Raw genomic sequence first — 12,784 nt, forward strand, 5'->3', positions numbered from 1 at the left:
GTCCGCCGGTCGGCCCTCAACGATCGGATCACTCGGTCATCTCCTTGTCCCCACCCTCCACGCCGACCCGGGGCGGCGGCACCCGGCCACCCGGGGCACCCCCGTCGTCCCCCGTCGGCCCGCCGCCCACCGGGCCGGTGTCCGGCGCACCGGGCGTCGGGCCACCCCGGTCGACCAGCGGCAGCGAGCGTAGCGCGCGTTCCAGGTGCCACTGCAGGTGCGCCGCGACCAGGCCACTGCACTCCCGGCGTACCCCGGTGGCGGTGGCGTCGGCGACCTGCCAGTCGCCGCTGGTGAGGGCGGACATCAGGTCGATGGTGGCCGGCGCGGGGTGGGCCGCGCCGGGTGGCCGGCAGTCCGGGCAGACCGCACCCCCAGCGGGTACGGAGAACGCCCGGTGCCGCCCCGGGGTGCCGCAGACCGCGCAGGCGGTCAACGCGGGCGCCCACCCGGCGAGGCTCATCCCGCGCAGCAGGTAGGCGTCGAGCACCAGCGTGGTGGCGTGCTCACCCCGGGACAACGCCTTGAGCGCGCCGAGGGTGAGCTGGAACAGCCGCAGCGACGGTTCCCGCTCGACGGGGGTGAGGCGTTCGGCGGTCTCCGCGATCGCGCTGGCCGCCGTGTACCGGGGGTAGTCCCCGAGGAAACGTTTGCCGTACAGGTCGATGCCCTCGACCTGGCTGACGCTGTGCAGCGAACTGCCGGTGTTGCCCTTCGGGTCGCCGGCGAGTTGCAGGTCGACGTGGCCGAACGGTTCCAGCCGGGCGCCGAACTTGCTGGTGGTGCGGCGTACCCCCCGGGCCACCGCGCGCAACCGGCCGTGCCGGCGGGTCAGCAGCGTGATGATCCGGTCGGACTCGCCCAGCTTCTGCACGCGCAGCACCACCGCGTCGTCGCGGTAGAGCTGTCGGCGGTACCCGGCCATCCGGTCATTCTCCCTCGGGGTGGGAAATCAGGGTCGGCTCGGGGTGGGCCCGCGCTTCGCCCCCGATGTGCCGCAGGTGGCGACGGTCGTAGGTTGCTGGGCATGGCTCTTCCCCGCAGCGCGGTCGCCCTGGGTGCGACCGCCGCCCTCATCCTCGTCACCGGGTGCGACACGCTCTCCTTCCGGCGGCTGGACTTCGACACCACCGAGGCGGCGAAGATCGCCCGGATCACCGTACGGCCCGGCTCCGGGGACGTGGTGGTCCGGGCGACCGGCCCCGCCACCGGCGTACGCGTCAAGCGGGTGCTCCGTTACCAGGGTGACCAGCCGGACACCACGTACGAGATCACCGGTGACGAGTTGGTGCTGGACACCGAGTGCGGTCCCCGCTGCTCGGTGTCGTACGAGGTGACCGCCCCGCCCGGGGTGCGGGTGCAGGGGGAGACCGGTTCGGGTGACGTGGACCTGAACAGGATCGGCTCGGTCGACTTCACCCTCGGCTCGGGCAACATCCGGATCATCGAGGCGGCCGGCCCGGTGCGGGCCGAGACCGGGTCGGGCAACATCGAGGTGCTCAACGTCACCGGCCCGGTCGACCTGCGGGCCTCCTCCGGCGACGTCACCGGCACCCGGCTCGGTGGCGACGTCTCCGCCGAGACCGGTTCCGGCAACATCACGCTCACCCTGAGCAGGCCGGCTTCGGCGCGGGCCCACGCCGGCAGCGGGGACGTCGAGCTGACGGTGCCGGCCGGCCGGTACCGGGTGAAGTCGAATGTCGACTCGGGGGACACCGAGATCGGGGTCACCAACGACCCGGGCGCACCGCTGGTGCTGGACCTGGAGGCTGGCAGCGGAAACCTGACGGTCGTGCAGCGCTGAGCGGGTGGCGTACCTCAGCGGGCCCTGATCTCGGCGGTGTCGGCCTCGGGTGTCCGGGGTGCCGGGACGCCGGGCGACGCCGTCGCCGGGCGGGGGTGCGGGCGGCCGGGGACCAGTTCGGGGCGGCGGTGGGCCGCCACGTCCTCCACCCAGCCGACCAGCAGGGTCACCACCGCGACCAGGAGGAAGACCAGCACCACCCGGATCGCCAGCCCCCACGGGTCCCGGGGTGACCAGCCGACCAGGCCCACCAGCGGGGTGAGCGCCACCACGAAGGGCATGTGCCACAGGTAGGCGGTCAACGCGCGCCGGTTCGCCACCGTCACCAGCCGGCTGAAGATCCGGTTCCGGTCCACCCAGGCGGCGGTGGCCGGGGCCCGGCCGATGACCACCAGGATGAACGCCGCCGACCACAGGGCGTTGCCCAGCGGGATGTCGTTGAGGTCGTAGCCGCGCGGCCCCGGGTGGGTGAGGATCCACGTCGTGCCGGCCCCGGCCAGCAGCACCGCCACCGGCACCAGCACCCGGTCGGCCAGCCGGCACAACATGCCGTCGTGGTGGGCGAAGCCGAGCAGCCAGGCCCCGAAATAGAGGCCGAAGGCGCGCAGCACCGCCGAGGTGGTCGGTAGGAGACCCACCTCGATCGCGACCAGCAGCAGGTAGGGGGCGGCCAGGGTGGGCAGTGGGGCCCGGCGGAACAGCCACAGCGCCACCGGGGAGGCGAGCAGGAACCACAGGTAGTCCCGCAGGTACCAGATCGGGCTGAGCGCGAGCCCGCCCCAGTAGTTGGCGGGCGGGTCGGTGATCGGGAACAACCAGATCACCACCCGGGGGGTGAACTCCAGCCCGGTGAGCAGCATGGCCGGCACGAAGATCACCGCCACCACCCACAGCGAGGGCAGCAGACGGCGCAGCCGACGCCGTAGCGCGGACACGCCGTACCGGTCCATCGACGCCGCCATCAGCGACCCGGCCAGGGCGAACATGATCGACATCGCCGGGAAGATCAGCGTCAGCGTGGCCAGCCCGGTGACGTGGTAGACCACGACCCGGACGATGGCCAGGAAACGGAGCAGGTCCAGATATCGGTTACGCATCAGGCTGCATCTATGTCGGGGACGGATGAACGTCCCCTACCCTGCGCACCCGACCTGTGAAACCGCTGCTAATCGGGGCCTGACGTGAAACTTCCCATATCGGTGTCCGGATTTCACCCCGGCGTACGGGTCAGAAACCCAGCTTGCGCAGCTGCTTCGGGTCCCGCTGCCACTCCTTGGCCACCCGCACGTGCAGGTCCAGATAGACCCGGGTGCCGAGCAGCTCCTCGATCTGCTTGCGGGCGGTGGTGCCGACCTCCTTGAGCCGGCTGGCCCGGTGGCCCAGCACGATCGCCTTCTGGCTGGGCCGCTCGACGTAGACGTCGGCATAGATCTTCATGAGCTGACCCTCGGGGATCATCTCCTCCACCACCACGGCGATGGAGTGCGGCAGCTCGTCGCGGACCCCCTCCAGGGCCGCCTCCCGGATCAGCTCGGCGACCAGCACCTGCTCCGGCTCGTCGGTGAGCATGTCGTCCGGATACAGCTGCGGCGACGGCGGCAGGTAACCGGTCATCACGTCGACCAGGGTGTCCACCTGGTGCCCGGAGACCGCGCTGACCGGCACCACGGCGGCGAAGTCGGCCAGCTCGCTGACCGCGAGCAACTGCTCGGCCAGCCGCCGCTTGTCGACCAGGTCGGTCTTGGTCACCACCGCGAGCACGGTGGCCTTCAACTCGCTCAACTCGCCGCTGATGAACCGGTCGCCCCGACCCACCGGCTCGTCGGCCGGAATGCAGAGGCCGATCACGTCGACCTCCGTCCAGGTGGTGCGCACCAGGTCGTTGAGGCGCTCACCGAGCAGCGTCCGGGGCCGGTGCAGGCCGGGGGTGTCGACCAGGACCAGCTGCGACTCCGGCCGGTGCAGCACCGCGCGGATCACGTGCCGGGTGGTCTGCGGCTTGTTGGAGGTGATCGCGATCTTGGTGCCGACGATGGCGTTGGTCAGCGTCGACTTGCCGGCGTTCGGCCGCCCGACGAAACACCCGAAACCCGCCCGGTACGGCCGCTGCTCCACGCCGGTCACTCGACCACCGTGCCGAGGACCGTGCCATCCGGGGCGGCCACGTGGATCGGCGCGTCCGCAGCCAGATCCCGCACCGCCGCGTGCCCCGCCCCGTCCAGGGTCGACGCCTCGGTCACCACCGCCGCCGCCTCCAACCGGCTCGCCCCCGCCGCCGCCGCCGAGGCGACCGCCAACTGGAGCGCCGTGACGGTCAACGAGGGCAGCGAAACGCTCGCCGCAGCGTACGTCCGGCCGTCCTGGTCGCGGACCGCCGCGCCCTCCACGGCAGCCACCCGGGCCCGGGCGCCACGGGCCAGCACGACCAGCTTGCCGTCCTCGGCGCTCAACTCGGCCGGATCGGACGGGGTGGGCCGGGCGGCCGGCACGGCGGGTGTCTCAGGCATCGGCGGGTTGCCTCTCCTCGGTGCTGTTCTGGTTGTCACGGGAATCGGGGCCCCCGGTCGACGGCACCCGGCTGACCAGCACGCTGTCGATCCGGTTACGTCGGCCGGTGGTGCCCTCGGCGACCAGCTTCAGGCCGGCCACCTCGGCGTCGGCACCCGGGATCGGCACCCGCCCCAGGGCCTGCGCCAACAGGCCACCGACCGTCTCCACCTCGTCGGTGGGCAGGTCGGTGTCGAACAACTCGCCCAGGTTCTCCACCGGCAGCCGGGCGGTGACCCGGACCGCACCGTCGGCCAGGTGCTCCACCGGCGGGCGCTCGACATCGTACTCGTCGGTGATCTCACCGACGATCTCCTCCAGGATGTCCTCGATGGTGACCAGGCCACCGGTGCCGCCGTACTCGTCGACGACGATGACCAGGTGGTTGCGGGCGGCCTGCATCTCCGACAGCAGGTCGTCGACCGGCTTGGACTCCGGCACGAACGTCGCCGGTCGCATCAGCTCGGCCACCGGGGTCTGGTGCGCCCGCAGGTCACCACCCCGGGTATGCCGGATGAGGTCCTTGAGATAGAGCACACCGAGCACGTCGTCGACGCTCTCCCCGATCACCGGGATGCGGGAGAACCCGGAACGCAGGAACAACGCCAACGCCTGGGAGAGGGCCTTGCCCTCCTCGATCCACACCATCTCGGTGCGCGGCACCATCACCTCCCGGGCGATGGTGTCGCCGAGCGCGAAGACCGAGTGGATCATCTGGCGTTCGCCGTGCTCCACCACCCCCCGCTGCTCGGCCAAGTCGACCAGCTCCCGCAGCTCCACCTGGGTGGCGAACGGCCCCTCCCGGAAACCGCGCCCCGGGGTGACCGCGTTGCCGATCAGGATCAGCAGCGAGGCCAGCGGGTTGAGCGCCCGGCCCAGCCAACGCACCAGCGGCGCCACCGCCCGACCCACCGCGTACGCGTGCTGCCGGCCCAGGGTGCGCGGGGCCACCCCGACCACCACGAAGCTGACCACCGTCATCGCCCCGGCAGTCACCAGCGCCGCCCGCCAGCCCGCGCCGAAGCTGTCCACCGCCACCAGGGCGACCAGGGTGGTGGCGGTCAGCTCCGCGAGCAGCCGGAGCAGCAGCAACAGGTTGAGGTGGCGGACCACGTCACCGGCGACGGCCTGGAGGGTACGCGCGCCGCGCGCCCCGTCGCGGGCCAGCTCCGCAGCCCGCGCCGGGGAGACCGCGGCCAGCGCGGCCTCGGTCATCGCGATCAGGCCGGCGAGCACCACCAGCCCGGCCGCGAAGAAGATCAGCTGAAGATCGGGAAGGCCGGCGGTCGGGCCGGCCGCGACTATGTCCATCACCGCGACCGGGTCGACCGCCAGCTGGCCAGCAACCGGGCCTGGAGGGCGAACATCTCCCGCTCCTCCTCCGGCTCGGCGTGGTCGTAGCCGAGCAGGTGCAGCACCCCGTGCACGGTGAGCAGGTGCAGCTCGTCGGCGGCGGTGTGCCCGGCGGTGGCCGCCTGCTTCGCCGCCACCTCCGGGCAGAGCACGATGTCACCGAGCAGGGCCGGCTCACCGCTGGCCGGGGCGCTCTCCCCCGGGCCGTGGTCGACGCTGCCCTCGTCCATGGGGAAGGCGAGCACGTCGGTGGGGCCGTCACCGCCCATCCAACGATGGTTCAGCTCGGTCATGTAGCCGATGTCGACAAGCAACACGGACAGCTCGGCGAGCGGGTTGACCCCCATCTCGTCGAGGGCGTGCCGGGCCACGGCGAGCACGGAGTCGGTGTCGACCTCGACACCGGACTCGTTGGCGATCTCGATGGACAACTGTCTTCCTCTGGTTGGTTAGCGGCGGCGGCCGGCCCGGCCGCCCTGGGCGGTCCGCCCCGGCACGGCGTGCACGCCCTGCGCCTGCTGGTTCTCCCGCTCGTCCCAGCGGGCGTACGCGTCGACGATCTCCCCGACCAGCCGGTGCCGGACCACGTCCGCGCTGGAGAGCTGGGCGAAGTGCACGTCCTCGACGTTCACCAGGATCTCCCGGACCACCCGCAGCCCGCTGGCCGTCCCACCGGGAAGGTCCACCTGGGTGACGTCACCGGTCACCACGATCTTGGAACCGAAGCCCAGCCGGGTGAGGAACATCTTCATCTGCTCGGGCGTGGTGTTCTGCGCCTCGTCCAGAATGATGAAAGCGTCATTTAACGTCCTTCCCCGCATATAGGCCAGCGGGGCGACCTCGATCGTGCCGGCGGCCATCAGCTTCGGGATGGACTCCGGGTCGAGCATGTCGTGCAGCGCGTCGTAGAGCGGGCGCAGGTACGGGTCGATCTTCTCGTTCAGGGTGCCCGGCAGGAAGCCCAGCCGCTCGCCCGCCTCGACCGCCGGCCGGGTCAGGATGATCCGGCTGACCTGCTTGGCCTGGAGCGCCTGGACGGCCTTCGCCATCGCCAGGTAGGTCTTGCCGGTGCCGGCCGGGCCGATGCCGAACACGATCGTGTTGGCGTCGATCGAGTCGACGTACGTCTTCTGGCCCAGCGTCTTGGGGCGGATGGTGCGCCCGCGCCGGGAGAGGATGTTGAGGGTGAGCACCTCGGCGGGCCGCTCGGTGCCGCCCTGTTCGAGCATGCCGACGGTACGCCGGACAGCGTCAGTGGTCAGGGTCTCGCCCTTCTCGATCAGTTCGAGCAGCTCGCTGAAGAGGCGCTCGGCGAGAGCATTGTCCGCGGGCGCACCGGTGATGGTGATCTCGTTGCCACGGACGTGCACGTCACTGGTGACCGAACGTTCGACGAGTCGCAGGATCTCGTCGCCCGCGCCGAGCAGGTTGACCATGATCTTGGCATCGGGAACCGTGATCCTGGTCTGCACCCGGGGCGGGCCGGGAGGTGGGGTGCCGGTCATAGGTCGGGCCGTGGGGCCCTGCGCCACCTGCTTCCATCTCGCGCCGTGCCCTGCTGGCACGGCGTGCGGACGATACGCCTATCGTATCCGCTCCGCACCGGCGGCACCGCGTCGAATTTCCCGGCCCGGTCGCCCGGTCAGGCCCGGAAGTCGTACCGGTCGAAGGTCTCCTGGTGACGGGTGAAGCGGTAGGTGGCCCAGTGCATCGCGACCACCGTGCCGTCAGCGTCCCGGGTAAGCCGCAGCAACTCCCCGACCTCCCGCCCGGCGACGGTCCGGAACACGTCAGGCGACTGCGGCGTCGGCGCGAAGACCGCCGGGGGCCGGCCCACCGGATCGTCCGCGCCCCGGGCCCGCAGCGTCCCCTCGTGCCAGCTGAAGACGTACTCGAATCCCTCGCCCCACCAGCGGCCCAACACCCCGCGCAGCGGCCCGGGCGCACCCGTGCCCGGACGCCACGGCGGGATGTCCGCCGGGTCGTGCTCGGCGGCGGCGGCCAGCAACCGGTGCGGCAGCTCCAGCACCTGCGCCGCCGTGCCCGAGGAGGCGAGCACCGCGCAGCCCATCGCGCCGGCCGTGCCGTCACCACCGCGCCGGCCGTAGACCCCGGCCAGGAAACCGGGCATCGCGCCGTCGTGCCCCACGTGCACCACCCGGTCCGGGTACGGCACCAGAATCAGGCCGAGGCCGAAGCCGGCCTTCCAGGCCGTCTCGTCGGTGGTCGTCACCGGCCAGCGCATCTCGTCCAGGGTGGCCGGGGCGAGCACCGCCCCGCCCGGGTCGAGGGCCCCCGGGTCGGCCAGGAACGCCGCCCACCGGGCCATGTCCGTCGCCGTGCTCCACAACTGGCCGGCCGGCCCGACCGCCCCGAAGTCGGTCGGCGGCTCCGGATGCGCCTCGTCGGAGTACGCGTCGACCAGGAACCCGGTCACCGCCTGCGACCCCGGGTCGACCGAGGTGTCGGCCAGCCCCAGCGGGGTGAGCACCCGGTCGGCGAGCACCTCGGCCCAGGTGCCGCCCCGCAGCGCGCCGACCAGCCGGCCGAGCAGCGCCATGCCCAGGTTGGAGTAGTGGTAGCGGCGGCCGGTGGGCAGCACCCGCTCGACCCGGACCAGGTCGGCGATCAACTCGTCCACCTGCGGCGCGCGCAGCGTGTCCCAGACGTCCCCGTACGGCTCCCGTTGCAGCCCGGCGGTGTGCGACAGCAACCGGCGTACGGTCAGCTCGCCGTGCGCCGGCAGGTCCAGGTGCCGGCCCAGCGGGTCGTCCAGGTCGAGCAGGCCGTCGTCGCGGCACTGCAACACCAGCACCGAAGTGAAGGTCTTGGTGACCGAACCGATCCGGAACCGGCTGCGCGGGCCGAGCACGGTGTCGTTGCCGGTGCCGCCGACCTCGCAGGTCCAGAGCGGACGGTCGGCCCGGTGCAACGCCACCGCCAGGGCCGGCACCCGGGCCTGCGCCTGGACCTGCCGGACCAGCCGCGCCAACCGGTGGGTGGCGGCCGGGCCGGTGCCCGGTCCCGCCTCGGACGTCACACCGGTCTCCGATCGTCGACGACCGTCACGTCGCAGGCCGGGTCGCCGGCGGTGGTCACGCCCGGCCCCGGGCAGCCTCCGCAGGTCACGCCAGGTCCCGGGCCAGCATCGGTCCGAGCGGCGCGCCACCGAGCAGGTGGGCGTGCACGTGGAAGACCTCCTGCCCGCCGTACGGGCCGGTGTTGAACATCAGCCGGAAGCCGTCGCCGGTCAGCCCCTCGTCCTCGGCCACCGCGGCAGCCGTGGCCAGCACCTCACCGGCCAGCGCCGGGTCACCCTGGCCGAGCGTCGCCACGTCGGCGTAGTGCTCCTTGGGGATGACCAGCACGTGCACCGGCGCCTTCGGCCCGATGTCGCGGAACGCCAGGGTGCCGGCGGTCTCCTTGACGATGGTGGCCGGAATCTCCCCGGCGACGATGCGGCAGAACAGACAGTCAGCTCCCATCCCCCCACTCTAAAGACCACCCCCACCACCCCCACTCCCCCACCACCCCCACTCCCCGCCACCCCGACCCGCCCCATCCCCCGCCAGCCCACCCCACCCGGCCCAGCCCGCCGACCCCACCCAGCCCCGCCCCGCCCCGCCTCGGCCAGCCCTCTCGTCCCGGTGATCAAGAGCTTTACGCCAATTTCAAGCCCCCAGATGACCCAAACCTCTTGATCACCAGCCACCAACGCCGAGGGTTGGGTGGTGGGCTCGGTGATCAAGAGGTTTAGGGCGGGATTGGGCTCGCGGATGACGTAAAGCTCTTGATCACGGGACGAGGGAGGTTGGCCGGGGCGAGGTGGGGCGGAGGTGGGGCGAGGGAGGGAGGGGAAGAGGGGGTTACCAGCGGGGGAGGCGGGTGGAGAGGACGGAGAGGGCGGCCACGCCGGCGGTGGAGGTACGCAGGACCGAGGGGCCCAACCGGACCGGGCGGGCGCCGGACTCGGTGAAGGCGGTCAACTCGGTCGGGGCGATGCCGCCCTCGGGGCCGACCACGAGGATGATCTCGCCGGTGGTCGGCAGCTCGACCGTGGTCAGCCGCTCCTCGGCCTCCTCGTGCAGGACGAACGCCGCGCCGGCCCCGGCGATCCGGCGGGCCACCGTGGCGGTGGACTCGTCCGGTGCTCCCGCCACCACCGGCAACCAGGCACGACGGGCCTGCTTGGCCGCCTCCCGGGCGGTCGCCGCCCACTTCTCCCTGGCCCGTACGCCCCGGTCGCCGCGCCACTGCACCACCGAGCGGGACGCCGCCCAGGGCACGATCTCGTCCACCCCGACCTCGGTCATCGCCTGCACGGCGAGTTCACCCCGGTCGCCCTTGGCGATGCCCTGCACCACGACCAGCCGGGGGACGTCCGCGTCGATGTACCCCCGGGAGGTGACGGTGAGGTCCAGGGTGCCCCGGCCGACGGCGGTGACCACGGCGGTGGCGGTGCCACCCCGACCGTCGGCGAGCAGCAGCTCCTCGCCGACGCGCAGCCGTTGCACGGTGGCGGCGTGGTGGCCCTCGGGGCCGTCCAGGATGAGCTGGTCGGCGGTGGGCAGCGACTCGACCAGGAACAGCGGCGCGGACACGCCGATCAGGCTAACCGGCCCGGCCCCCACCGCCCCGGACCGGGCCACCACCCGGACCAAGAAACCCAGACCGGGAAACCACCGGACCGGGAAACCGTCCGAGGGCCGAGCTGACCGGAGCCGGCCCGGGGTCAGGCGTGGCCGTTGAAGGCGTCGCGCATCCGGGAGAAGAAGCCGCCCTGCTTGCTCAGCTCGGCGACCTCCTCGCCCCGGGTCTTGGCGAAGTCCCGCAGCATCTTCTCCTGGTCGGCGTCGAGCTTGGTGGGGGTACGCACGTCCAGGTGGACGTAGAGGTCACCCCGGCCGGTGCCCCGCAGGTGCGGTACGCCCCGGGCGCGCAGTCGCAGCGTGCTGCCCGGCTGGGTGCCGGCCTTGACGTCGACCGTCTCCTCGCTGTCGAGCGTCTTGATGGTCAGTCGGGTGCCCAGCGCGGCGGCCGTCATCGGGACGGTGACCCGGCAGTGCAGGTCGTCGCCCTTGCGGGAGTAGACGTCATGCGGGCGCTCGTGGATCTCGACGTAGAGGTCACCGGCGGTGCCGCCGCCCGGGCCGACCTCACCCTGCTGGGCGAGCCGGATCCGCATGCCGTCCTCGACCCCGGCGGGGATCTTGACGGTCAGCGAGCGGCGGGTCCGCACCCGGCCGTCGCCGGCACAGGTCGGGCAGGGGTGCGGGATGGTGGTGCCGTAGCCCTGGCAGACGGTGCACGGGCGGGCCGACACCACCTGGCCGAGGAAGGTCCGCTGCACCGACTGCACTTCGCCCCGGCCCCCGCACGCCTCGCAGGTCGCCAGGTGGGTGCCGGCTGCGGTGCCCGCCCCGGAGCAGGTGGTGCAGAGCACTGCGGTGTCGACGGTGATTGGGGCCTCGACGCCGAAGGCGGTCTCGTGCAGGTCCAGTTCCAGCCGCAGGATCGCGTCGGCTCCGGGGCGGGTACGCGGGCGCGGACCGCGCGCCCCACCGGCCGCACCACCGAAGAAGGCGTCCATGATGTCCTGGAAGCCGACGAACGGGCCGGCCCCACCGGGGCCGCCCGGGCCTCCGGCGCCCCCGCCGCCCGGGGCGAGCGGGTCGCCGCCCAGGTCGACGATCTGCCGCTTCCGGTCGTCCGAGAGGACCTCGTACGCGGCGTTGATGTCCTTGAACTTCTCCTGTGCCTCCGGGTCCGGATTGACGTCCGGGTGGAACTGCCGCGCCAGCTTGCGGTAGGCGCGCTTGATCTCGTCATCGGAGGCTTCCCGGCCGACGCCGAGAATGCCGTAGTAGTCCCTGGCCACTGCGTTCCGTGTCCTCATGTTCGTCTCGCGTTGCGCCGGTCGGCGGCCGGAGCCGGCCGTCGGCCCTGACTGGTCAGTTCTGGGCCAGCAGCTCGCCCACGTAGCGTGCCACGGCCCGCACCGTGGCGATGGTGCCGGGGTAGTCCATCCGGGTCGGGCCGAGCACGCCCAGCCCACCGACGATGGTGCTGCCGGGGCCGTACCCGGTGCTGACCACCGAGGCGGCCCGCAGGTTGTCGACCTCGTTCTCGTCGCCGATCAGCACCCGGGTGGTGCTCGGTTCGGCCTCGCCGATCAGCTTGAGCAGGACGACCTCCTCTTCGAGCGCCTCCAGGATGGGTCGCAGCGAACCCTGGAAGTCGAGCAGGCCGCCCCGGGTGAGGTTGGCGGTGCCGGCGAGCGCCAACCGCTCCTCGGTGCGCTCGACGAGGGTCTCCAGCAGCACGGTGGACAGGGTGGTCATGGCCCCGCGCAGGTGCGGCGCGGACTCCTCGACCAGCGCCTGGACCAGCGGTGGGGTGTCGGACAGCCGACTGCCGACCAGTTTCTCGTTGACCAGCCGGCGCAGGTCGGTGACGTCGTCGGCGGGGACCGGCGTGGGCAGTTCGACCAGCCGCTGCTCGACCCGCCCGGTGTCGGCGATCATGACCAGCATCAGCCGGGTGGTGGAGATCGGCACCAGCTCCAGGTGCCGCACCGACGAGCGGGCCAGCGACGGGTACTGCACGACGGCGACCTGCCGGGTGAGCTGCGCCAGCAGCCGTACGGTGCGGTGCACCACGTCGTCGAGGTCGACCGCGCCGACCAGGAACCGCTCGATGGCCCGACGTTCGGCGGGGCTGAGCGGTTTGACCCGGGAGAGCCGGTCGACGAAGAGGCGGTAGCCCCGGTCGGTGGGCACCCGGCCGGCGCTGGTGTGCGGCTGGCGGATGTAGCCTTCCTCCTCCAGCACCGCCATGTCGTTACGGACGGTCGCCGGGGAGACCCCGAGCTGGTGCCGCTCGACGAGCGTCTTGCTGCCGACGGGCTCCTGCGTGGCGACGTAGTCCTCGACGATCGCCCGCAGCACGGCGAGTTTGCGGTCGTCGAGACCCATCTCCCACCTCCTGTCGCACGGCGACCGGACTTCTGACGCGTCCGGCGAGCGCTCTGGCACTCGACTGTAGCGAGTGCCAGTCTACGACGGCAGTACCGCCGCTGCG

General features: G+C 72.4%; 13 protein-coding genes. 1 reads left to right on the forward strand and 12 read right to left on the reverse strand.

From position 1 onward, the window contains the following. Window positions 1-28 precede the first annotated feature (28 nt). Complete coding sequence (gene recO / locus AB0C22_RS16460; protein WP_208570101.1) at window positions 29-925, reverse strand: DNA repair protein RecO; 897 nt, start codon at window positions 923-925, stop codon at window positions 29-31. Between the two features lie 102 nt (window positions 926-1,027). Between recO and AB0C22_RS16465 the strand changes: the two genes are divergently transcribed. After that, window positions 1,028-1,804 (forward strand): DUF4097 family beta strand repeat-containing protein, encoded by a 777-nt coding sequence (locus tag AB0C22_RS16465; protein WP_357535668.1) that lies wholly within the window; start codon window positions 1,028-1,030, stop codon window positions 1,802-1,804. Between the two features lie 14 nt (window positions 1,805-1,818). Here AB0C22_RS16465 and AB0C22_RS16470 read toward each other — a convergent pair whose 3' ends face one another. The 11 genes from AB0C22_RS16470 to hrcA all read right to left on the reverse strand — a co-directional run bounded on the left by AB0C22_RS16470 (window position 1,819) and on the right by hrcA (window position 12,678). After that, window positions 1,819-2,901 carry an acyltransferase gene (locus tag AB0C22_RS16470; RefSeq protein WP_357535670.1) on the reverse strand — a complete coding sequence of 361 codons (1,083 nt, stop codon included), beginning with the start codon at window positions 2,899-2,901 and terminating at the stop codon, window positions 1,819-1,821. Between the two features lie 130 nt (window positions 2,902-3,031). Next, complete coding sequence (gene era, locus AB0C22_RS16475) at window positions 3,032-3,928, reverse strand: GTPase Era (protein WP_208570104.1); 897 nt, start codon at window positions 3,926-3,928, stop codon at window positions 3,032-3,034. Beyond that, the gene (locus tag AB0C22_RS16480; protein ID WP_208570105.1) at window positions 3,925-4,311 is read right to left on the reverse strand and encodes a cytidine deaminase; all 387 of its coding nucleotides are present in this window, start codon (window positions 4,309-4,311) and stop codon (window positions 3,925-3,927) included. Before AB0C22_RS16480 ends, era begins: the two co-directional genes overlap by 4 nt. Then, window positions 4,304-5,686, reverse strand: a complete 1,383-nt coding sequence (locus AB0C22_RS16485) for a hemolysin family protein (RefSeq protein WP_219470287.1) — start codon at window positions 5,684-5,686, stop codon at window positions 4,304-4,306. The genes AB0C22_RS16480 and AB0C22_RS16485 overlap by 8 nt, the downstream gene beginning before the upstream one ends. Continuing rightward, window positions 5,662-6,135 (reverse strand): rRNA maturation RNase YbeY, encoded by a 474-nt coding sequence (gene ybeY / locus AB0C22_RS16490; protein WP_208570106.1) that lies wholly within the window; start codon window positions 6,133-6,135, stop codon window positions 5,662-5,664. The genes AB0C22_RS16485 and ybeY overlap by 25 nt, the downstream gene beginning before the upstream one ends. 18 nt (window positions 6,136-6,153) lie before the next feature. Beyond that, a complete protein-coding gene (locus AB0C22_RS16495) occupies window positions 6,154-7,209 on the reverse strand; it encodes a PhoH family protein (protein WP_219464275.1) in 1,056 nt (351 codons plus the stop codon). A gap of 137 nt (window positions 7,210-7,346) precedes the next feature. After that, entirely contained in the window at window positions 7,347-8,744 is a 1,398-nt protein-coding gene (locus AB0C22_RS16500) for a serine hydrolase domain-containing protein (RefSeq protein WP_357535673.1), read from the reverse strand. 85 nt (window positions 8,745-8,829) lie between these two features. After that, a complete protein-coding gene (locus AB0C22_RS16505; protein WP_357535675.1) occupies window positions 8,830-9,189 on the reverse strand; it encodes a histidine triad nucleotide-binding protein in 360 nt (119 codons plus the stop codon). 381 nt (window positions 9,190-9,570) lie between these two features. Beyond that, window positions 9,571-10,305, reverse strand: coding sequence for a 16S rRNA (uracil(1498)-N(3))-methyltransferase (locus AB0C22_RS16510; protein ID WP_357535677.1), 735 nt, complete (start codon window positions 10,303-10,305; stop codon window positions 9,571-9,573). A 131-nt stretch (window positions 10,306-10,436) separates the two neighbouring features. Next, window positions 10,437-11,582 carry a molecular chaperone DnaJ gene (gene dnaJ, locus AB0C22_RS16515; RefSeq protein ID WP_208570147.1) on the reverse strand — a complete coding sequence of 382 codons (1,146 nt, stop codon included), beginning with the start codon at window positions 11,580-11,582 and terminating at the stop codon, window positions 10,437-10,439. Between the two features lie 73 nt (window positions 11,583-11,655). Beyond that, on the reverse strand, window positions 11,656-12,678 hold the full coding sequence (hrcA, locus tag AB0C22_RS16520) for a heat-inducible transcriptional repressor HrcA (protein WP_208570111.1): 1,023 nt from the start codon (window positions 12,676-12,678) through the stop codon (window positions 11,656-11,658). Window positions 12,679-12,784 lie beyond the last annotated feature (106 nt).

Origin of the sequence: Micromonospora sp. NPDC048894 (assembly GCF_040649765.1) — a bacterium.
Taxonomy (GTDB): domain Bacteria; phylum Actinomycetota; class Actinomycetes; order Mycobacteriales; family Micromonosporaceae; genus Micromonospora; species Micromonospora antibiotica.

Coding starts and splice junctions, on each gene's coding strand:
- AB0C22_RS16495 (WP_219464275.1), bottom strand. CDS start 7,209: ATGACCGGCACCCCACCTCCCGGCCCGCCCCGGGTGCAGACCAGGATC.
- AB0C22_RS16505 (WP_357535675.1), bottom strand. CDS start 9,189: ATGGGAGCTGACTGTCTGTTCTGCCGCATCGTCGCCGGGGAGATTCCG.
- recO (WP_208570101.1), bottom strand. CDS start 925: ATGGCCGGGTACCGCCGACAGCTCTACCGCGACGACGCGGTGGTGCTG.
- AB0C22_RS16470 (WP_357535670.1), bottom strand. CDS start 2,901: ATGCGTAACCGATATCTGGACCTGCTCCGTTTCCTGGCCATCGTCCGG.
- hrcA (WP_208570111.1), bottom strand. CDS start 12,678: ATGGGTCTCGACGACCGCAAACTCGCCGTGCTGCGGGCGATCGTCGAG.
- AB0C22_RS16480 (WP_208570105.1), bottom strand. CDS start 4,311: ATGCCTGAGACACCCGCCGTGCCGGCCGCCCGGCCCACCCCGTCCGAT.
- AB0C22_RS16465 (WP_357535668.1), top strand. CDS start 1,028: ATGGCTCTTCCCCGCAGCGCGGTCGCCCTGGGTGCGACCGCCGCCCTC.